The organism is Methanobrevibacter sp. V14 (assembly GCF_963082475.1).
Classification (GTDB): Archaea; Methanobacteriota; Methanobacteria; order Methanobacteriales; family Methanobacteriaceae; genus Methanocatella.
Genome location: NZ_CAUJAM010000006.1, coordinates 353,578 through 372,683, shown reverse-complemented (window position 1 = coordinate 372,683; position 19,106 = coordinate 353,578). Strand labels below are relative to the sequence as shown.

Sequence of the window (19,106 nt, the reverse complement as noted above, 5' to 3'; positions counted from 1 at the left end):
AATTTAAGATTTATCATCTTTTTCTACTTCTTCAGTAGATTCTTCTTCAACAACTTCTTCCAATTCGTCGAGATCCTCTATTTCCTCAATAATTTCTTCTTCGATGATTTCTTCGGTTTCTACATCGATATCTTCTTCAATGATATTACCATCATCTTCTTTGATGGTCATTTTTGGAGGAAGGATTTCAACGGAATCAGGCAATACAGTTTCCGGAGGCATAATTCTTACATAAATACCTAATACTCCAGGTTTTAATTCAGCAGTAGCAAAACCCTCATTAACTAATCTGATTGAAGGTTCACCACATTTCTTAATGTATCCTTCTACGAATTTAGCTACAGCAGATCTAGAACCTCTGATTTTACCAGAAATAGTGATTTCTACACCTTGAGCTCCAGCTCCCATGATTCTGCGAATAGTAGAGTAAGCTACTCTTCTAAAGTGCATACCTCTTTGTAACATATTAGAGATTTTGTATGCCATGATTTTAGGGTTAAGTTCTGGAACATCAACTTCTTTGACTTCAATTTGCGGATTATCTAAACCAAATTCAGATTTAAGAACGTCGGTAATAGCTCTAACATTTTTACCACCTCTACCAATAACCATACCTGGCCTTTCTGCATAAACAATGACCATGGTACCTAAAGGTGTAATTTGAACATCCATACCACCATATCCAGCTCTTTCGAGTTCTTTTTCTAAATATTCATCAATTCTAGTTCTTCTAAGGCCTTCTGAAACGAAATCTTTTTCTATCATTAGTTAGCCTCCTGTAATACAATTTGAATATGAGTAGTAGGTGTATTGAATGGAGTCATTCTACCGAATGCTCTTGGGATGTAACCAGGGATTACTACACCTCTGTGAGATGAAATATGTTCGATGAATAAATTTTCAGTATCCATACCTTTGTACTCTGCATTAGCTTCAGCATTTTCTAAAACTTTTAAAATTTGTTCTGCAGCTTTTACAGGGTATCTGCCAGCAGCCCATCCTTTTTGTCCTTTTCTGTGACCAACTTTTTTGTTGTGTCTTTTGAAAGGAACAGATTTTTTCATATCAATAACATTTTCCAAGTAATCTTTTGCTTTTCCTACTTCCATTCCTCTAATCGCGCTGCAAATTTCAACACTGTGTTTTGGAGAAATCTTAAGAGATTTTGCCATAGCACGTGCAGTTTTTGCCTCATCAACTTTTTCATTATAAGCATATTTGTTAGCCATGTTCTAATCTCCTTATTTAAGTGGTACAAACATGGATGATCTAGTAGCACCCATACCTGGATCTCCGTGTTGAACTCTTTTTCTGGTTGGTGCAAATTCACCGAAGTAATGACCAATCATTTCAGGTTCAATAGTGACTTCTACAAAATTTTGACCATCATAAATACCGAAAGTGGTCCCTACCATTTCAGGTATTACAATCATGTCTCTACAATGGGTCCTAATTACAACAGGACGGCCATTTTTACTTCCTTCTTTATTTAATTTTCTCATTTTATCCAAAACAATTTGTTGTCTTGGTAAAAATCCTCTTTTTAAAGATCTTCTTTGTCTTGCAGGGAATAATTCCATTACTTCCTCTAAAGACATGCCTTGAAGTTCTTCAAGAGTATAACCTTTATATTTAAATATTTTTCTTGCCAATGAAACACCCTCTATCTATCTTTTTAAACCTGTTCTTTTAGCTGCAATTGAACCAACTTTTCTTCCTGGTGGTGCATGTCTTGAAACAGTAGTTGGACGACCAGGATGTTGTCTGTTACCTCCTCCGTGAGGGTGGTCAACAGCATTCATTGCTACTCCTCTTACAGTCATGAATTTTTTACCTTTAGCTTTATAAGCATGCCATTTTTTACCAGCTTTAAGGAATGGTTTATCTTTTCTTCCTCCGCCAGCTACTACACCAATACTAGCACGACAGTTAGGATTTAAGTATTTTAATTCCCCTGATGGTAATTCTACAACAGCTTGATTTGCATCATGAGTAACTACAGAAGCATAAGTTCCAGAAGATCTTACAAAACGGCCTCCATCTCCAGGAGTGTTTTCAATATCATAAATTGGAGTACCTTCAGGAATTTCAGCAAGCGGCAAAGTATTACCGAATTTGATAGGAGCAGAAATACCACATTCAATTTCATCATCGATTTGAATGGTTTCAGGTGCTAAGATAAATTTCTTTTCACCATTTTCGAATTTTACTTCTGCAATAGGAGCAGTTCTTGCCGGATCGTGAACAATATCAATAACTTTTCCTTTAATACTTCCTTCTTTTTCTAATGCATCGTAAGATCGGTACCTAATTTTGTCTTTAAAACGATGAGAAGCAACACGGTGAACAGGAGTTCCTCTCCCTCTTCTTTGGTGGATTAATCGTTTACCCATTTTTCATTCCTCCTTAGAATACACCTAATCTGACAGCAAGTTCTTCTGCCATTCCTTCTTCAATTAATTTAATATATGCTACTTTTACACCTTTAGGAGTAATATGTGTATTAACTCTTGCTACTTTTTCTTCGTATAAATCCTCAAAAGCATATTTAATTTGCCTTTTATTGACTTCACGATTTACAACAAATGCAATCTCATTATTCAAATCAATTAAATTCATTGTTTTTTCAGTAACATGAGGTTTAATAATAACTGAATATGAATCCATAATATCACCTTATTTATCCAATATTATTGGAATAAACCTCCTAATTTTTCAACAGCTGATTTAGTGTAAACAGTTAGTCTTCCTGGGTGAGTACCAGGTGCTAATAATTCAGCATTTAAGTTTTCAACACCCACAACATCTACACCAGCGTGGTTTCTCGCACCTAGGGAAATTCCTTTATCTTCACCGACAACAACAAGAGGTCCTTTTACTTTTTTGTATTTTCTTCCTCTAGTTTTACCTCTACCGGCTCTGATTCTTTTACCTTCTTTAGCGCGGATGACATCATCATAAACACCTAATTTTTGGAAAATTTCACGAGTTTGTTTAGCAGTTTTTACTTCTTCAATATCATCTTCAACAATAATAGGCACTTGAGCTAAATCATCAACAACATGACCTCTATTTTCAACAATTTCTTTATTAGTGGTTGCTGCAACAGCAGATCTGATTGCAAACCTTCTTTCTTTGATGTTGATTTTTTCATGATGATTTTTTTCAGCTCTAGTAGGATGTGCTTGTCTACCACCAATAGCCATTGGTACGAAAGCTGCTTTTGAACCATTTTTAATCCTTGGCACTCTTGCAGTACCTCTACCTGAACCCCATCCTTTAGCAGAGGTTCTTTTACCTGCCATTGGGTCATTACCCCATGGTTGTACTCTAGCAGATTGTGCTGAAAGTACAGCTCTTTTGATTAAATCCGGTCTGTACACTTCATCAAAAATAGCTGGAAGTTCAATTTCATCTTTAACTTCCCCATTAATAGAATAAACATTAACTTTCATGATTATACCCCTTGTTTAGATTTTGTACTAATGTAGTTAATTTGAGGGATATCCTCAGCTTTATTGTTAGGTCTGATAGGTTGTCTTAAGATTACTAATCTTTTAGAAGGTCCTGGAAGGGATCCTTTTACTAAAACATAATCGTTTTTGACAAGCCCATATTTTACAAATCCGCCATCTGGGTTGATTTCATCAACTTCGTCAGCTGATGCGATTTTTAAAATTTTTTTATTGAATTCAGTTCTTTTGTGGTAACCCATTTGACCTGCTTGAGCTACAGTCCACATAGTTCTTCTTGGAGTCCAAGGACCAATAGAACCGACGTGTCTACCTTTTCCTGCTCTTACAGCTTTACCATATTGAATTCTAATTCCCCATCTTTTTACTACACCTTGGAATCCTTTTCCTTTTGTAGTTGCAATTGCATCAACAAATTCACCTTCATTGAAGATTTCGCTAGCTTTTACTTCATTACCTAATAACTCCAATGCAGTATTTAATTTTTCTTCAGGATTTGCTCCTCCAATACCGCATTCAAATATATCCGGTTTTTTCTTAGGTACGCTAGTTACTTTTGGATTTGTGTGTACTAAGACCTTAATTTCTTCTGTGTTTTCTAATGCACCTTGTATTTTTGCAATAGCTTCAGATTTATTGTAATCTTTAGGAAGGGAAATCTTCCTTGAAAGTTCTTGATCTAAATTGTCTGCAAGTACTTCGGTGATTACTTTCAAACCACGAGAAGTTTTTTCATATGCTCTAATTCCCATTACTACGACCGGAGGCACTTCCAATACAGTTACTGGAGTGAAAACTTCCATACCTTGAGTAGGAGAGTTTTTATCAGTATCAGTTAATAAAACGTGAGTCATACCAACTTTATAACCTGCGAGGCCGAGTAATTTTGGTTCATCGGATTTTGGCCAAGATTTAACTCTAGGGGTTTCTTTAGCTGCTCTTTTCCTTGGACTAAAAGCAACGGAACCTTTTCTTGGCTGATGATGTCTAACCATTTAATTTAACCTCCTAATATATATTTTTCCTTTATTTTTAAATTATTTTAATTTTTTTAGTTTAACAGTCAAATGAACAACTATTAAACGAGTTTGATGAAATAAATTCATCGAAATGATAAATAGCTACAAACAAGTCTGCAACTAGATAAATATCAAATTTCAATATATTCAATTGAGTTTAAGCTAATTGAAGCACAATAAAGAATATATTTAATGTATAAATCATCCTGTGCTAAGATTATTTTCAGGAGAGTCCCAAAAATATTCATGTATAAAAAGTTGAGCAAGTTATCTATTAGCGTCTAAACTAATAATATATAAAGAGAATTAAAATCTCATAAAGTTAAATAAAGAAAGTGTAGCGACAACTGCCTCTTCAGTTCTAACAGTTTCAGTTCCTTGTCCAGGAAGAGTATTTACTTTAAATAAATCCCAATTAGGATTTGAAACATCTTCTGCAATTGAAGAATAAGGGCCACCAAATAAAATAGCAATACTTTTACATTCATCTACTTTACATTTTAATTCATCAAAAATAGAATCAATATAATCTCCATATTTTGTAGTTTCCACAACAAGATCAGGTTTAATTAATTTTAAGCTATTTTTAAGACTCTTATTAGAGGAGATAACTTTATATCCCCAGTAAATGTCATCTGGTTTATCAGGTGTGACTATTACTTCTTTCTTAGCTATTTTAGTAATCTTAAAGTCAAAAATTTTTTTAACTGTAAGATGCTCTTTACAGAATGCAAATTTATCCATACCAATATCAACAAAAGTTCCTTTCTTATTTCTTTTAACAGTGAAACCTTGTCTATAATCACCCACATCTGGTTGACTATTAACAGGATGATGAGGAGTCCTAAGCGGTGGAAGGATACCGACATGCTTAAGTTCAGCTTTTATAGGAATAACTTGTCTTCTCAAATATTGAGGAGTATTCATATAATTTAGAACTTCAGCAATAAAAGCTCCATCCTCTTCTCCATCTTCGTTTTTATCATGATTGTCATTGTAAATAACAACATTATCTGCTTGAAAAATAGCTAAAGCTCTTGCTATAATCCCCACTTTATAAGTACGAATTTTAAGATCTCTAGACTCAGAAAGAAATGAGTTTGGAATAAATATAGATAGCTCATCTTTATACATTAGTTTTATATTTGGCATATAAACTATATAAAGATTACCCTACATTTATATAGCTATCACTAAATAGACTTACACATTTACAAAATATTATATCAATTATAATATCCGTAGCTTCTCATATGCTACCAACTTTTTATACTCAGAGAATATATTAATATAGTAATATGAATAACCCACTATATAAATATATGGTTTATTTGGAGTAAAAAATAAGATTTTTGAAATTTTAATTATTTATGTAATGCTCTTATTACGATTACATCAACATTTTGATTTTCTTTTGTGTGAAAATCATAAATCTTAGGAATTGGAATTTATAACGAAAAATATGTGTTATTTTTAAATTATTGACTTCAAAATATTTTATTAAAAACTCCTCAGTAGATGCCATGTGAAATGAATACAATACACTGCAATTTAATCCAATAGCTTTTTGAATGAAATTTAAATCAACACCAACCTCAGCATTTCTCTGAGATCCGAAGGGCGGGTTTTGAAATACAGTGTCTGTAATTGATCCTTCATTAAATTCATTAATGTCGCTGACAATGAAATTTAAATTATCTAATTTTAATTTGTCTTTAACACCTATTGCTAAGTTTATAGAATCTTCATCAATATCCACACCAATTGAGGAATTTGCTCCCATCAGTGAAGAGGCAATGGCAAAAATACCAGTGCCACAACCTAAATCAACGATATTTTTATCCTCAATATCTCCAAGAGAATAAGCATTCCAGATTAAATCAGATGCAATAACCGAAGGAGTTGAATATTGCTCAAGACCAACTTTAGGATTTGGGTGCGATGGAATAGATTGAAGTTTCATTTCCAAATGTTTTTTACGAGTAATCATTTTCATCTAATAAAAATATTTAAATTATTTAGTATATAATTATATATTGATAAGAATTACTTTGAGGTTTCAAATGTTTGAAAAAATATTAATTGCAAATAGAGGAGAAATCGCAATTAGAGTAATGCGTGCCTGTCGTGAACTTGACATTAAGAGTGTAGCTATTTACTCAGATGCTGATAAAACTTCCCTTTATACAAATTATGCTGATGAAAGCTATCCTTTAGGAAATCCTTCACCGGCAAAATCCTATTTAAATATCGGAAAAATTATTAATATTGCTCTTGAATCTGGTGCTGATGCAATACACCCAGGTTATGGATTTTTAGCAGAAAATGCTAAATTAGGAGAAGAATGTGAAAAAAATGGAATTAAACTAATCGGACCAAGTGGAGATGTAATTAACAAAATGGGAGATAAAATTACATCAAAGGCTTTAATGAAAAAAGCAGGAGTTCCTGTAATTGAAGGAACCGCCGAAGGCGTGACTGATATTAATGAAGCTAAAGAAATAGCACGCCAAATTGGATATCCTGTAATTGTAAAAGCTTCAGCAGGCGGTGGAGGAATTGGTATGCGTGCAGTTTATGAAGAAGACGAACTTGTACGTGCAATTGAATCTACACAATCCGTTGCATCAACAAACTTTGGAGATTCAACCGTATTTATTGAAAAATACCTTGAAAAGCCACGCCACATAGAATTCCAATTATTAGCTGATGAACATGGAAATGTCATTCATGTAGCAGACAGAGAATGTTCTATTCAAAGAAGACATCAAAAACTCCTAGAAGAAGCGCCTTCCCCAATTATGACAGAAGAATTAAGAGAAGAAATGGGCGGAAGTGCAGTTAAAGCAGCAAAATATATTGGATATAAAAGTGCAGGTACTGTAGAATTCTTATATGATAAAGGAGAATATTATTTCCTTGAAATGAATACACGTATCCAAGTAGAACATCCCATTACTGAATTAATCACCAACACTGATTTAATTAAAGAACAAATCAAAATTGCAAATGGCGATGAATTAAGCTATGAACAGGAAGATATTAAAGTAACTGGCCATGCAATTGAATGCCGTATTAATGCAGAAGACCCATTAAATGACTTTGCACCAAATCCAGGGAAAATTACAGGTTACAGATCACCTGGCGGACCTGGCGTACGTTTAGATAGTGGAGTATACATGAATTATACCATTCCAACATTTTACGATTCAATGATTTCAAAATTAATCACATATGGAAGAGACAGAACAGATGCAATTAACAGAATGAAAAGGGCATTAAGTGAATATATCATTCTAGGAGTAAAAACAACAATTCCATTCCATAAAGCCGTTTTAAGAAACCCTAACTTTATTTCTGGCGATTTAAATACGCATTTTATCGATACATATAAAAAAGGTATTGAAATAGAAATGGATAATGTAATTGCTGAAGATTTGGAACTTGTAAATAAAATGAAATCTACTTTCATGCCGGGTAAAAAAATAGCTGCAATTTCTGCTGCAGTCGGATCATACCAAAATATGGCTAAAAATCAACAAATGCAAAAATAATTCTGTGTTGGAGATTAATAAATGAGAAGTGAGATAATTAAAATATTAAAAAAAGAGAATAAACTTTCTGATGAAACAATCAAAGAACTCCAAGAAACAGATTTAAACGATTTTGCCAATATTATTCAAGAAATCGGAAAGCAAGAAACTAAATATATTAAAGCATCTGAAATCTCTAAAGAATTAAATACGAAATATATAGGTAAAAGTTTATATGTTTTTGATGAAGTAAAATCTACTAATACCGTGGCTAAATTTTTAGCAATGAACAATGTTGAAAACGGCAGTGTGGTTATTTCTGAAAAACAAACCGATGCAAAAGGAAGATCTGGCAAAACATGGGAATCTCCATTAGGAGGAATATGGTTATCTATTATATTACAACCACATGTAGATTACTCAAAACTCCCACTTATCACATTAGCAACAGGTGTGGCGGTTGCAAAAGCAATGGAGAAAATAGGAATCAAATCTGCTGAGATTAAATGGCCTAATGATATTATCATAAATAACAAAAAGGTTTGTGGAATATTAACAGAAGCAGTTACTCAATTTAACACAATCAAAAATGTCATTATTGGTGTTGGTATTGATGCTAATGTAGACATTACTGGTTTTCCAGAAGACTTAAAAGAAGGAACTACAACAATTAAAGAGGAACTCGGAAGAAAAGAAAATGAAAATACTCTAATCAGATTATTTTTAGAAGAATTTGAAAAAATTGCAGAACTTTTCAACCATGAAGGATTCGAAGAAATCTTGAAAGAATGGAGAAAACGTTCATACACTATTGGAAAAATTGTAGAAGTTAGAGAACCATTCAACAAATATTATGATGGTTACGTTGTTGGCATTAGTAAGGAAGGAGCTTTAATTGTCGAAAAAATTGATGGAACCTTAGAAAAAGTAATTTCCGGAGAATGTATAATTAAAAACTAAAATACAATCTCCCTACATTTTTCTTCATTTTGGATTACTTCAAGTAATTTTTCAAAGGAAGATTCTATTTTTTTAACCAAATCATTTAAATCAAAATTAAATGCATCGCTAGTCGATAAATCAAATCTTATAGTAGCTGATGCTCCCGGCATCCCAACTGCCGGAATTGTAATTATGCCATGTTCTTTTAATAAAACAAATGAGAATACAAATGCTAAATCATCATTAGACAAATTATGGGGAATATTAACCTCATTTGATAAATTATCCGGAGAAATAAGTACTCCATTTGGTGTTTTTCGAAACTATTGAATTTTGAACTTAATAATTCAAATAATTGATCTTTTCTTTCAAAACTTTTTATTAAATTATCCCCATTGAAGTTTTTAATACCATTTAACATGGCTAGTACCACAGGTGGTTGAGCTTCAAGACCAAATTGATTAACTTTAATTTTTATTTTATCAATTAAATCCTTACGACCTGCCATTAATCCTCCTCTCGGACCGGACATTAATTTATCAGTACTTGTAATTGCAATATCTGCTCCTAAATCACAAGCTTTGGATTGGTTAAATACAACAGTTCTAAGTCTTGCTCCAGAAGCATCATCAACCATGACAAGAATATTTTTCTCATGAGCCATTTCAATTACTTTTTTAAATTCTTCTTCATCAATGACTTTTAAATCCATTGTAGAACCAGTCACTACAACTAATGAAGTATTGTCAGGTATTGAAAAATCATCAAAAACATCAGTTTCAAAATAATTAGCACCTACCAATTTACAACTGCGAGGAATTGATGGGTGTGCTGGCAATTCTGCAAGATAATGTACAACATTAGAATTTTTTTTGACTAATGTTAAAATAGTAGCTAAAATTCCAGAAGAAGTTCTGTTAAGTGGAAGGACCTTTTCACCACCCATATGACCAATTCCAACTTCTTGAAGAGCATCTTCAAAAATAGCCGGTCCAACATAGGTTTCTAAAAGACTTAATTCAGAAGGACTTGCAATAAATCCCCCCGATAAACCCGTTAAATCAAATAGATAATTCCTACCTTTAGTTTCAACTATGTCTTTAATAATCAAAAGAGCTTTTTCTCTTTTTTTGACTTCATCTAAAGGACTATTTACAATCATCTAATCAGAGTCATCTAATTCTAATTTAAAGTTTTCAAAGTATTCAATAATGGATTTTAATTGTTTATCATTGATTTCAACATTAGTGTACTCTTCATCTTCAGGAATTCCATAGAAATAGTCTGCAAATAAAACTTTTCCTTCAGGAGTTGTAATGATGGTTATTCCATCACTAAGTTTATCCGGATTTTTGTTTTGGAATTCTATTTCAACAGAAACGCCTAATTTTTCAGAAAATTTAAATTTTTCTTCAGCTTCTCTGTTGCACTTTCTAATTTTTGTCATTCTAGATTTCAATTTCTTTTCAGCAAGTTCATTAATATCAGCCATAATAACACTTCATCTAAATTATAATATTTGTAAGAATAATTTAAAATATAGTATAAATTAATTAATATATAAGTATTTTTATATAAATTTCAGTCATATAGACTATTTCCTTCAATATCCATTGCAACAATAAGCGGTCCAAAATCCTTAACTTTCAAATTCCACATTGCTTCAGGCATTCCTAGGTCTAACCAATCTACACTTTCAATTTCTTCAACAGCATCAACATATAATGCCGCACAACCCCCTGTAGCAACAACATATAATGCATTATTCCTAATTAATGCTTCACGTACATTATCATCCATTCCGCCTTTACCTATGATAATTTTTGGACCCATATCTAAAACATCACTTTGGTAAGGATTCATTCTCATCGAAGTTGTTGGTCCAATAGCCACCATCTGATAATGCCCATCTTTTTTAGTTATGATTGGTCCAGCATGGAATAATACAGCACCATCAATATTTAACGGAGCACCACGTTCAATTAAACGTTTATGTGCTTGGTCTCTTGCAGTTATAATATTTCCCGTAAGGTATACCACATCCCCCGCTTTTAAATCATTTAAACTTTCATCTTTAATTGGAACATCTAATCTTTTTTCCATTTATACACCTATAATCATAATCTATTTATTAAAAAACAATATAACAATAAATATATAAAAATTTTTGCTTTAATAAAATTAATGGTTAAAGATAAACTGAGGAAAAAAATGTCAAGCATGAGTAATGTTGCAGGATTGTCAAAATTTATCACAACCCTGCCAAAAACAAAATATACAATTTTAGGAATGCTTATAATCAGTTATATTCTTGGTGGAATATACTATTTAATTGATTTAATACCGAACCATGGAATAATTGAAGAATTCATTTTTGGAGGATTATTCGGATTGGCTGTTCTTGGTATTAGTTCCATAATGAGTGGAGCACTAAATCAGCAAGTTATTAGTTCCCTTCATGGTATCAACTTAAAAATAAAACATTCAATGTTTTTATCATCCATTTCAATGACCATTCTAGGAATATTCATAATTATAGGATATGTTATTTCAAGAGTGATTAATGTAGATATATTTGTCAATTTCATGTTATTTGCTTGTGTTTTAATCTATGGATTTAATACATTAGTTTTCTGGGCAACTTCCAAAGTCAGATTCACTGTTGCTGCAACAACTGGTTTAATCCAACCAGTGCTTATAATATCCATGTACATTTTAATATCATTCTTATTTACTGACACAAGCTTTATTGGGCCTGCAATGGTGCAGATAAGCCTTAAAGCAATAGTTGCAGGAATAATATTTGTTTTGGCCATTTATGCATTTATTAGAATTATCGCATCCCCATTTAATAAAAATTTAGGAATCGGCGTCTTAGATTTATTAAGTTTATTCATTGCACATATGAATGAAGGATCAAATTCTCTTGAAGGGGAATTTGAAAATATGAGTGAAGCTATTGAAACCATCGTGACATTTATTAGTTTTAAAGGTGAAAATGGAATTAAAGCATTATTTATCTCTCCATCTGTTCATCCTGGACCATTAGGCGATTTAGGTGGTTCTAATATGCCTACACTACTTGCAAATAAATTCAATCATTTTACAATGGTTGCTCATGGCCCTTCAACACACGATTTCAATCCTATTGCAGTATCTGAAATCGATAAAATTGAAGCGGCCGTTAGAAGAGGTTTAGAAAAAATTGAATATTCAAAAGATGCAAGCAAATTTATTAGATATACCTTTAAAAAAGCAAAAATAGGCGTTCAATTTTTCAATGAAGGAATGGTGATATTATCCACTTTTGCCCCTGAAGCTGTTGACGATATTGAATTTGGTGTTGGACTTACTATGATGGCTCAAAGTAGAAGCAGATGTAGTGTTAAAGACTCCATAATCGTCGATTGTCACAATTCATTTAATCCAGAAAGTGGGGAAGTTCTTCCAGGGCATGCTGAGGTATTCCACTTAATTGGAGTTATAGATACAATTAATCCAAAACAGGAAAAACATGATATTAAAATTGGATGCTATTCAAATAACATGGATACTCTTGATAAACATGAAGGCGTTGGTGAAAGCGGCATTAAAACAATGATCATTGAAGTTGGAGATCAAAGAACCGCATATGTCCTATTTGATTCAAATAACATGGAAATTGGTTTTAGACAAGAGATCATAGATGCTGTAAGTGACTTTGAAATCGATGAAATTGAAGTAATGACAACTGATACACATACTGTAAATACAATTTCCAGAGGATACAATCCGATTGGTGTTGCAAAAAGAGCTGAAATTATTGAATATGTAAAATTAAGCATTACTGAAGCACTTGAAGATTTAGAAAAAGTAGAAGTTGGAACTGGAACCGAAAAAATAAAAAATCTTAATACATTCGGACCAAATAATTCAACAGAACTGATTTCAACAATTAGTTCCGTTGTGGCTGTTAGTAAGATTGTAGCTCCAGTTTTACTCATTACATCATTATTTATATCTTTTATATGGATTTTCTTTGGAGGATTATAAATACATTACAAATAATGTGTATGCAATAATCCAAGTAAAGAAAAATGGTGAAATTCCATCCCATAACCATTGGCTAAATCCGGAGATTTCATCTCCTGCAATTTTTTGGGATAATTGGCCAATGAAATACAATATTATTACTGCAATAAAAAATGCAAAAACATCATTCTTAAATCCAAGCCAACCAAGAGATAAAGCAGCTGAACATAAAGCTGCAATAAGACCAAAAATAATATGAATACTTGTAACCTTGATAGTAGTGTCCATTTATATCCTCCATTAAATTAAATATATTAATATAATTTTATGAGTTATAATATATTAAGGTATTGATAAAAAAGGTGTTAAACAATGAAATCAATGTCAAATGTAGACATTTTTACAATTACAGATGAATTAAATAATTTATTAAGTGGAGCTAGAGTCGATAAATCATTTCAACCAACAAAAGACATGGTTGTTATGCGATTTCATGTTCCCGGAACAGGTAGGATTGATTTAGTATTGCAATGCGGCTCTAGAATACATACTAGCCAATATCCTCTTGAAAATCCAACTAATCCCCCTACATTTCCTATGCTTTTAAGAAAAAGAATTAAAGGTGCACATGTTGAAAGTATTAAGCAGCACAATTTTGATCGTGTAGTGGAGATTAAAGTTAAAAAAGATAAATATTATACAGTCATTGTTGAATTATTTGATAAAGGAAACATTATTCTTCTAGATGATGAAAATAATATTATCTTGCCTCTTAAAAGAAAACAAATGAGTACAAGAGATATCAGTTCTAAAAGAGAATATGTTTTCCCAGAAGAAAGAGGCATAAATCCAATAAATGCAAATGAAAACTATTTTAAATCCTTATTCCAAGACAGAGAAAGTGATGTTGTAAGAACTCTTGCAAGAAACGGGCTTGGAAGTTTATATGCTGAAGAAGTTATTAAAAGAGCTAATGAAATTATAGAAATAGATAAAAATACTTCAAATAATGAAATTACCCAAAAACAATTATCTGGATTGTACCGCGGTTTCAAGGATTTGTTTGCTAACCTAACAGATGAAAAGATTAAACCTCAAATTGTGAAAAATGATAACAATGAAGACGTTGTTGCTCTTGACCTTGTTAAATATGAAAATTATGAAAAAACATATTACAAAACATTTAATGAAGCTTGTGATGAGTTTTACTCAAAAAGGGTCAATACAGATATAAAAAATGTCCAAGAATCTGCCTGGAACAAAAAAGTAAATAAGTTTGAAAAAAGGTTGCATTTACAGCAAGAAACACTTGATAATTTTACCAAGACTATCGAGGACAGCCAACATAAAGGAGAGATTATTTATTCTAATTACTCTTCCATTGAAAATATATTAACAGTTGTAAATCAGGCTAGAAGTAATGATTACTCTTTTAAAGAAATTGGCAAAATACTGAAAAAAGCTAAAAAAGAGGGTATGGACGAAGCTCAAATTTACGAATCAATTGATAAATTAGGCGTTTTAACTTTAAATATTGACAATACCTCATTTATCATGGATCCGAAGTTAACAATTCCGGAGAATGCTGAAAATTATTATGAAAAAGCTAAAAAAGCAAAAAGAAAAACAAAAGGTGCATTGATAGCTATTGAAAATACCAAAAAACAACTGGAAGATATTAAATCTAAAAAAGACATTGCAATGGAACATGTAACAGTTCCAAAAAAGAGAGTTAAGAAAAATCTTAAGTGGTATGAAAAATTAAGATGGTTTATAAGCTCTGATGATGTTTTGGTTGTTGGAGGTCGTGATGCAAACACCAATGAAAATATTGTTAAGAAATACTTAGAACCAAATGACATCTACCTGCATGCAGATATACATGGTGCTTCTTCAACTGCTATAAAATTAAATGGAAGTGAAATAAATGACAATCTCCTTAAAGAATCGGGAGAGTTTGCAGCATCATTTTCATCTGCTTGGTCATTAGGTTACTCAACACAGGATGTATTTTGGGTCAATCCAGACCAAGTATCAAAAACACCTGAATCTGGAGAATTTCTACCAAAAGGATCATTTGTTATTAGGGGCCATAGGAATTATATCCGAAGTGCAAGAGTTAAATTAGCTATTGGAATCGTAAATTACGAAGGAAAAAGAATAATGGCCGGACCGGTTGAAGCTTTAGAAGCACATTGTGACAACTATGTTGTTATAAAACCCGGTTTTACTAAAAAAGAAGCAATAGCTAAAAAAATTATTCACAAAATTAATGAGAATGATTTGATAAATTTAGATGATGTTATACGTGTATTGCCATCTGGAAAATGCGATATCGATGAAGAATATCATCAAAGAAAAAAATATGAAAAAATTAATCCTGACAATCTTCAGGATTAAATTCAAAATATTCACCAGGATTCATAACCACAATATCAATATTCGGGTTAAACTGGCTTACAAAATTAGCGAAAATTGCAGGATCTTGTTCAATCGGTGGAAATGTATTGTAATGCATTGGAATAACCACTTTAGGATTCATCCACATTGAAGCTAATGCCGCTTCAAAAGGACCCATGGTGAATTTATCACCAATAGGAACCATAACAACATCAGGCTTGTATATTGAACCAATTATAGTTTTCATATCACCGAATAAACCCGTATCCCCAGCATGATATATTTTAGTTCCATCTTCAAAAGTTATTAAAAAGCTTGCGGCCGTACCTCCAGGCACGATTTCTTCAACCAGATCAATATCAGAAGAATGTTTAGCTTCAAGCATTGTGAATTTAATATTTCTAAATATAAATGAACCTCCAATATTGACGCTAATATTTCTAATTCCTTGTTTTGCTAAAAAGAGTGAAATTTCATGGATACAAGCTATAGGGGCATTAGTACTGTTTGAAATTTCTAATGCATCACCAAAATGATCTAAATGCCCATGAGTAAGTAAAATTATATCTGGATTTAATTCTTCGACTGGAATTTGGCAGGCAGGATTATTACTTATAAATGGATCAATTAGGATTTTAACACCCTCATCACTTATTATTTCAAAAGCAGAGTGTCCCAACCACCTAATCTCCATTATGCAACACCACCATGAGCATTATTCATTAAAATATTTTCATTTAAATTAGAAGCTATATTCCAAGTTTTTTCGAAATTAGCCCTTATATTGGAAATAGAGTTCCTATCATCATATATAGCACCATATTCCAAATCATTTTTACCTTCAGATATAATCATAGCATGTGAATCATCTGTAATTAAATTTATAGAATGTACTTTCGGAACTGTTTTAATATGAACTCCCTGTTTTAAAAGAGAAGATATTAAAAACATGTAAGACATGTCAGAAACATCAAATTCATCAATTATTACCCTAGAATAAATTGTTGGTACATAAGATAAAACACGGTCTGATAAATCTTTCAATGATGGAATTTCCAACATGATTTCTTTATTAACATTAACTGCTAAATTATCAAAAGCCTCTTGAGAAGTTAATACCCCATAATCCGAAATTACATAACTTTTAAGTGATTTTGGAACCGGTAAACTCTCAGGATTGTTAATATCGATTTTGATATCTCTAGATGGAACTTCTGGAGCAATCTTATTTGGAGTATGTAAAGCTGGTTCATTTAAGGAATCTTCATATGCTAAAGCATCCTGAATATCATTTGAATTATGAGTTGGTTCAACAATGAATTCTGGAACTTCATCTGCATATCTTTCTTCACGTCTTCTAGGAGTTCTAGTGACTTTTAATGGTTTTTCATAATGAGGAGTAAAATCAAGCTGTTTACTGAAATCTACTTCTGACTCCTGTTGAGAGACAGCATTTAAACCCTCATTTGAATTATCTTCAAAAGAAGTCCCAAAAAATTCACTAGTTGAGGAATCTGGATATTCATCAACTACAAAGTCTTCATAACCCCCATCATCATAATCATTAAATTCTTTGCGAACTCTAAGTGGCTGTTTATCATCAGTTGTTTTTCTTTCAATACCGTTAAATGAACGGAAATTATCTTCACGAGATTCTATAAATTCTTTAATCATATCAGTTGTTCTAGATGCATTTGAATCAACAAAATAGCTGACAATCATTATTATCCCAACAACTGAAATGAATATACCAACTATTAACAAAATGTCCAATAAGTTATAGACCATTGTTTCATATGCAAGGAGAACACCTATTACAAATAAAATAAAACCTGAAACTAATTTTATTGTATTTCCCACGTTTTCACCCTTATCAATTATTATCACACTATTATTTAACTATGAAATTATTTATTTAACAATATTTATAAAGTTATTGGATAAAAAAAGTAAGAATTCTGGAAAAATGAGGTAAAGTAATACTTTTTTAGAATATAGTAATATTAATATAGTAAAAAAACATAAAATTAGTTTGGTGAAAAAAATGAAAAAAATGAAAAAATTCATCAATGAAAATTCAGGTCAAGGTGCAGCAGAATACATTCTTCTGTTTGGAGGAGTTATTGTTATCGCATTACTTGCATTAACAATATACAGATCATACATGAACACTAGTGATGTTAGTCTGAAAGCAAAAGATGACATCATAGATGTTAGAAACACAATACTTGATAACAGAACACATGTATAGAAAAAAACTTGATAATAAAGGACAGGGCAGTGCAGAACTCATCCTAATAATTGGAGGGTTAATTGTAATTGTACTTCTTGTTGGGAGTTATATGTCAAATATAACCAGTAAAACCCAAACTAGCATCCAAAATTTGTTAAAAATAGAAAGAGATTATATAATAAATAAAATATGAAAATGGAGAGAAATTCTCTCTATTTTCCCACCAATAAAGTTTTTAATATATTGTTCCAAGTCTCGGAATTAATATTATTTAATTTCATTGTTGTTCTAGATACAACCCTAATATTTTGAGGACATGCGGTTACACAAGCTCCACATAAATTACAGAAGTCCAAATTAGTAACAGATTTGCCATCAATAATTGAAACCGCATTACAGGAGCAAACATCCTGACATGCATGGCATGAATCCCCTTTACATATTTTTTCATCAGTTTCAATCAATTCTAATTTACCCTCAAATGGTTTGACAATAGAAATCGCATCTGATGGGCAGATTTCTGAACACCAAGAACAACTTACACAAGATTCCTCCACAATAAATGTATTGCCAGTGATTTTAGGCGTTTTAATTTCATCACTATACATACAAGTAGCGCAGACTTCATAAATCGCATTTTCAGGACATATTCTCTTACAAACCCCGCAAAAAACACATTTTGACAAATCCACATCAATAGAATTATTTAACAAGTCAATGCTTGATGTGGGAATATTTTTAATATCAATAGCACCTACAGGACATAATTCTGCACAGTAAGCACAATAAATACATTTATCCTCATCAATATCAATTTCTCCCCTAACTAAATCTTTAGTTTCAGGAAGGTTTCTTTTGAAAATAATTGAATCCTGAGGACAGACTTCATAACATCTACCACAGTAAATACAGTCATCATCATCGACTATTGATTCAACTTCCCAAATCGGGTATTCCTCCATATCTTTAACATTAATTCCATCAATATTTAAAGACAATGCCTCAAACGGACATGCAACTGAACATAAACCGCAGAATACACAAGAGTCCGCATTAATAGAAACTAAATCCATTTCTATTAACCCTCTAGCAATAGGTACGATTGGTCCTAATCTTAAAGAGTCAGTTGGACATATTTCAACACATATACCGCAACCAAGACAATTTGCATCTTGATAAGATAAGTTACGGTGTTGTTCACCCTCTCTTTTAATATCAAACATTTTATCCCTCATGCTTTAGAGATAGCTTGATTTGGACAATTTTGTATGCAAAGATCACAATCATCACAATTTTCAGAAACAATAGCAACATCACCATTTTCTTCTATGATTGCATTTTGTTCACAAAGTTTAATGCATAACCCTTGTACTGGGCAATTTTCAATGTGTCCACACAAATTTGAGTCTATTTTTACTACCATATAACCACCTCACATTACATAAAAATATTTTTATGTCAATTAATATTATATCGAACTGTACTTATAAACATA

General features: G+C 31.9%; 21 protein-coding genes and 2 pseudogenes. 6 read left to right on the top strand and 17 right to left on the bottom strand.

The features are described from left to right. Positions 1–3: 3 nt before the first annotated feature. The 9 genes and pseudogenes from Q9968_RS03910 to Q9968_RS03870 all read right to left on the bottom strand — a co-directional run bounded on the left by Q9968_RS03910 (position 4) and on the right by Q9968_RS03870 (position 6,488). Complete coding sequence (locus Q9968_RS03910; protein WP_305513642.1) at positions 4–765, bottom strand: 30S ribosomal protein S3; 762 nt, start codon at positions 763–765, stop codon at positions 4–6. Continuing rightward, positions 765–1,229 carry a 50S ribosomal protein L22 gene (locus Q9968_RS03905; protein WP_305513640.1) on the bottom strand — a complete coding sequence of 155 codons (465 nt, stop codon included), beginning with the start codon at positions 1,227–1,229 and terminating at the stop codon, positions 765–767. The genes Q9968_RS03910 and Q9968_RS03905 overlap by 1 nt, the downstream gene beginning before the upstream one ends. A 12-nt stretch (positions 1,230–1,241) precedes the next feature. Beyond that, entirely contained in the window at positions 1,242–1,652 is a 411-nt protein-coding gene (gene rpsS, locus Q9968_RS03900) for a 30S ribosomal protein S19 (RefSeq protein ID WP_305513638.1), read from the bottom strand. 15 nt (positions 1,653–1,667) lie between these two features. After that, complete coding sequence (locus Q9968_RS03895; protein WP_305513636.1) at positions 1,668–2,393, bottom strand: 50S ribosomal protein L2; 726 nt, start codon at positions 2,391–2,393, stop codon at positions 1,668–1,670. Positions 2,394–2,406: 13 nt separating this feature from the next. Next, positions 2,407–2,667, bottom strand: coding sequence for a 50S ribosomal protein L23 (locus Q9968_RS03890; RefSeq protein WP_305513634.1), 261 nt, complete (start codon positions 2,665–2,667; stop codon positions 2,407–2,409). 23 nt (positions 2,668–2,690) lie between these two features. After that, positions 2,691–3,455, bottom strand: a complete 765-nt coding sequence (rpl4p, locus tag Q9968_RS03885; protein WP_305513632.1) for a 50S ribosomal protein L4 — start codon at positions 3,453–3,455, stop codon at positions 2,691–2,693. A 2-nt stretch (positions 3,456–3,457) separates the two neighbouring features. Then, complete coding sequence (gene rpl3p / locus Q9968_RS03880; RefSeq protein ID WP_305513630.1) at positions 3,458–4,468, bottom strand: 50S ribosomal protein L3; 1,011 nt, start codon at positions 4,466–4,468, stop codon at positions 3,458–3,460. 330 nt (positions 4,469–4,798) lie between these two features. Continuing rightward, the gene (locus Q9968_RS03875) at positions 4,799–5,626 is read right to left on the bottom strand and encodes a putative RNA uridine N3 methyltransferase (RefSeq protein ID WP_305513629.1); all 828 of its coding nucleotides are present in this window, start codon (positions 5,624–5,626) and stop codon (positions 4,799–4,801) included. 230 nt (positions 5,627–5,856) lie between these two features. After that, positions 5,857–6,488, bottom strand: a pseudogene (locus Q9968_RS03870) (METTL5 family protein). Positions 6,489–6,555: 67 nt separating this feature from the next. Here Q9968_RS03870 and Q9968_RS03865 point away from each other — a divergent pair. Both Q9968_RS03865 and Q9968_RS03860 read left to right on the top strand, forming a co-directional pair. Next, positions 6,556–8,046, top strand: a complete 1,491-nt coding sequence (locus Q9968_RS03865; protein ID WP_305513627.1) for an acetyl-CoA carboxylase biotin carboxylase subunit — start codon at positions 6,556–6,558, stop codon at positions 8,044–8,046. A gap of 21 nt (positions 8,047–8,067) precedes the next feature. Next, a complete protein-coding gene (locus tag Q9968_RS03860; RefSeq protein WP_305513625.1) occupies positions 8,068–8,985 on the top strand; it encodes a biotin--[acetyl-CoA-carboxylase] ligase in 918 nt (305 codons plus the stop codon). Here the strand turns inward: Q9968_RS03860 and Q9968_RS03855 are convergent. The 3 genes and pseudogenes from Q9968_RS03855 to Q9968_RS03845 all read right to left on the bottom strand — a co-directional run bounded on the left by Q9968_RS03855 (position 8,982) and on the right by Q9968_RS03845 (position 11,070). Then, positions 8,982–10,129, bottom strand: a pseudogene (locus Q9968_RS03855) (TIGR03576 family pyridoxal phosphate-dependent enzyme). The gene Q9968_RS03860 and the pseudogene Q9968_RS03855 overlap by 4 nt on opposite strands. After that, positions 10,130–10,459, bottom strand: coding sequence for a hypothetical protein (locus tag Q9968_RS03850; protein ID WP_305513624.1), 330 nt, complete (start codon positions 10,457–10,459; stop codon positions 10,130–10,132). It lies immediately after the preceding pseudogene. An 89-nt stretch (positions 10,460–10,548) separates the two neighbouring features. Further along, the gene (locus Q9968_RS03845) at positions 10,549–11,070 is read right to left on the bottom strand and encodes a FumA C-terminus/TtdB family hydratase beta subunit (protein WP_305513623.1); all 522 of its coding nucleotides are present in this window, start codon (positions 11,068–11,070) and stop codon (positions 10,549–10,551) included. Between the two features lie 108 nt (positions 11,071–11,178). Between Q9968_RS03845 and Q9968_RS03840 the strand changes: the two genes are divergently transcribed. Then, positions 11,179–12,999, top strand: coding sequence for a DUF2070 family protein (locus Q9968_RS03840; RefSeq protein ID WP_305513621.1), 1,821 nt, complete (start codon positions 11,179–11,181; stop codon positions 12,997–12,999). On the opposite strand, the gene Q9968_RS03835 is transcribed toward Q9968_RS03840, so the two are convergent. Beyond that, positions 12,994–13,266 carry a hypothetical protein gene (locus tag Q9968_RS03835; RefSeq protein WP_305513619.1) on the bottom strand — a complete coding sequence of 91 codons (273 nt, stop codon included), beginning with the start codon at positions 13,264–13,266 and terminating at the stop codon, positions 12,994–12,996. The two genes, Q9968_RS03840 and Q9968_RS03835, sit on opposite strands and share 6 nt — an antisense overlap. Before the next feature lie 84 nt (positions 13,267–13,350). Here Q9968_RS03835 and rqcH point away from each other — a divergent pair, with 84 nt between their 5' ends. Then, on the top strand, positions 13,351–15,378 hold the full coding sequence (gene rqcH, locus Q9968_RS03830; RefSeq protein ID WP_305513614.1) for a ribosome rescue protein RqcH: 2,028 nt from the start codon (positions 13,351–13,353) through the stop codon (positions 15,376–15,378). On the opposite strand, the gene Q9968_RS03825 is transcribed toward rqcH, so the two are convergent. Then, positions 15,353–16,072: a metal-dependent hydrolase gene (locus tag Q9968_RS03825; protein WP_305513612.1), complete on the bottom strand. Its 720-nt coding sequence runs from the start codon at positions 16,070–16,072 to the stop codon at positions 15,353–15,355. The two genes, rqcH and Q9968_RS03825, sit on opposite strands and share 26 nt — an antisense overlap. Next, complete coding sequence (locus tag Q9968_RS03820) at positions 16,072–17,238, bottom strand: hypothetical protein (RefSeq protein ID WP_305513610.1); 1,167 nt, start codon at positions 17,236–17,238, stop codon at positions 16,072–16,074. The genes Q9968_RS03825 and Q9968_RS03820 overlap by 1 nt, the downstream gene beginning before the upstream one ends. Before the next feature lie 184 nt (positions 17,239–17,422). Between Q9968_RS03820 and Q9968_RS03815 the strand changes: the two genes are divergently transcribed. Next, a complete protein-coding gene (locus tag Q9968_RS03815; RefSeq protein ID WP_305513608.1) occupies positions 17,423–17,629 on the top strand; it encodes a class III signal peptide-containing protein in 207 nt (68 codons plus the stop codon). Continuing rightward, on the top strand, positions 17,622–17,804 hold the full coding sequence (locus Q9968_RS03810; protein WP_305513606.1) for a class III signal peptide-containing protein: 183 nt from the start codon (positions 17,622–17,624) through the stop codon (positions 17,802–17,804). The genes Q9968_RS03815 and Q9968_RS03810 overlap by 8 nt, the downstream gene beginning before the upstream one ends. A 19-nt stretch (positions 17,805–17,823) precedes the next feature. On the opposite strand, the gene fwdF is transcribed toward Q9968_RS03810, so the two are convergent. Beyond that, a complete protein-coding gene (fwdF, locus tag Q9968_RS03805; RefSeq protein WP_305513604.1) occupies positions 17,824–18,834 on the bottom strand; it encodes a tungsten-dependent formylmethanofuran dehydrogenase subunit FwdF in 1,011 nt (336 codons plus the stop codon). Positions 18,835–18,842: 8 nt separating this feature from the next. After that, positions 18,843–19,034, bottom strand: coding sequence for a 4Fe-4S binding protein (locus tag Q9968_RS03800; RefSeq protein WP_305513602.1), 192 nt, complete (start codon positions 19,032–19,034; stop codon positions 18,843–18,845). Positions 19,035–19,106 lie beyond the last annotated feature (72 nt).

Excerpts from the sequence above, each read along its gene's own strand:
- Q9968_RS03910 (WP_305513642.1), bottom strand. The coding sequence starts at position 765 with ATGATAGAAAAAGATTTCGTTTCAGAAGGCCTTAGAAGAACTAGAATT.
- Q9968_RS03905 (WP_305513640.1), bottom strand. The coding sequence starts at position 1,229 with ATGGCTAACAAATATGCTTATAATGAAAAAGTTGATGAGGCAAAAACT.
- Q9968_RS03895 (WP_305513636.1), bottom strand. The coding sequence starts at position 2,393 with ATGGGTAAACGATTAATCCACCAAAGAAGAGGGAGAGGAACTCCTGTT.
- Q9968_RS03890 (WP_305513634.1), bottom strand. The coding sequence starts at position 2,667 with ATGGATTCATATTCAGTTATTATTAAACCTCATGTTACTGAAAAAACA.
- rpl4p (WP_305513632.1), bottom strand. The coding sequence starts at position 3,455 with ATGAAAGTTAATGTTTATTCTATTAATGGGGAAGTTAAAGATGAAATT.
- rpl3p (WP_305513630.1), bottom strand. The coding sequence starts at position 4,468 with ATGGTTAGACATCATCAGCCAAGAAAAGGTTCCGTTGCTTTTAGTCCA.
- Q9968_RS03875 (WP_305513629.1), bottom strand. The coding sequence starts at position 5,626 with ATGTATAAAGATGAGCTATCTATATTTATTCCAAACTCATTTCTTTCT.
- Q9968_RS03865 (WP_305513627.1), top strand. The coding sequence starts at position 6,556 with ATGTTTGAAAAAATATTAATTGCAAATAGAGGAGAAATCGCAATTAGA.
- Q9968_RS03860 (WP_305513625.1), top strand. The coding sequence starts at position 8,068 with ATGAGAAGTGAGATAATTAAAATATTAAAAAAAGAGAATAAACTTTCT.
- Q9968_RS03850 (WP_305513624.1), bottom strand. The coding sequence starts at position 10,459 with ATGGCTGATATTAATGAACTTGCTGAAAAGAAATTGAAATCTAGAATG.
- Q9968_RS03845 (WP_305513623.1), bottom strand. The coding sequence starts at position 11,070 with ATGGAAAAAAGATTAGATGTTCCAATTAAAGATGAAAGTTTAAATGAT.
- Q9968_RS03840 (WP_305513621.1), top strand. The coding sequence starts at position 11,179 with ATGTCAAGCATGAGTAATGTTGCAGGATTGTCAAAATTTATCACAACC.
- Q9968_RS03835 (WP_305513619.1), bottom strand. The coding sequence starts at position 13,266 with ATGGACACTACTATCAAGGTTACAAGTATTCATATTATTTTTGGTCTT.
- rqcH (WP_305513614.1), top strand. The coding sequence starts at position 13,351 with ATGAAATCAATGTCAAATGTAGACATTTTTACAATTACAGATGAATTA.
- Q9968_RS03825 (WP_305513612.1), bottom strand. The coding sequence starts at position 16,072 with ATGGAGATTAGGTGGTTGGGACACTCTGCTTTTGAAATAATAAGTGAT.
- Q9968_RS03815 (WP_305513608.1), top strand. The coding sequence starts at position 17,423 with ATGAAAAAAATGAAAAAATTCATCAATGAAAATTCAGGTCAAGGTGCA.
- Q9968_RS03810 (WP_305513606.1), top strand. The coding sequence starts at position 17,622 with ATGTATAGAAAAAAACTTGATAATAAAGGACAGGGCAGTGCAGAACTC.
- fwdF (WP_305513604.1), bottom strand. The coding sequence starts at position 18,834 with ATGTTTGATATTAAAAGAGAGGGTGAACAACACCGTAACTTATCTTAT.
- Q9968_RS03800 (WP_305513602.1), bottom strand. The coding sequence starts at position 19,034 with ATGGTAGTAAAAATAGACTCAAATTTGTGTGGACACATTGAAAATTGC.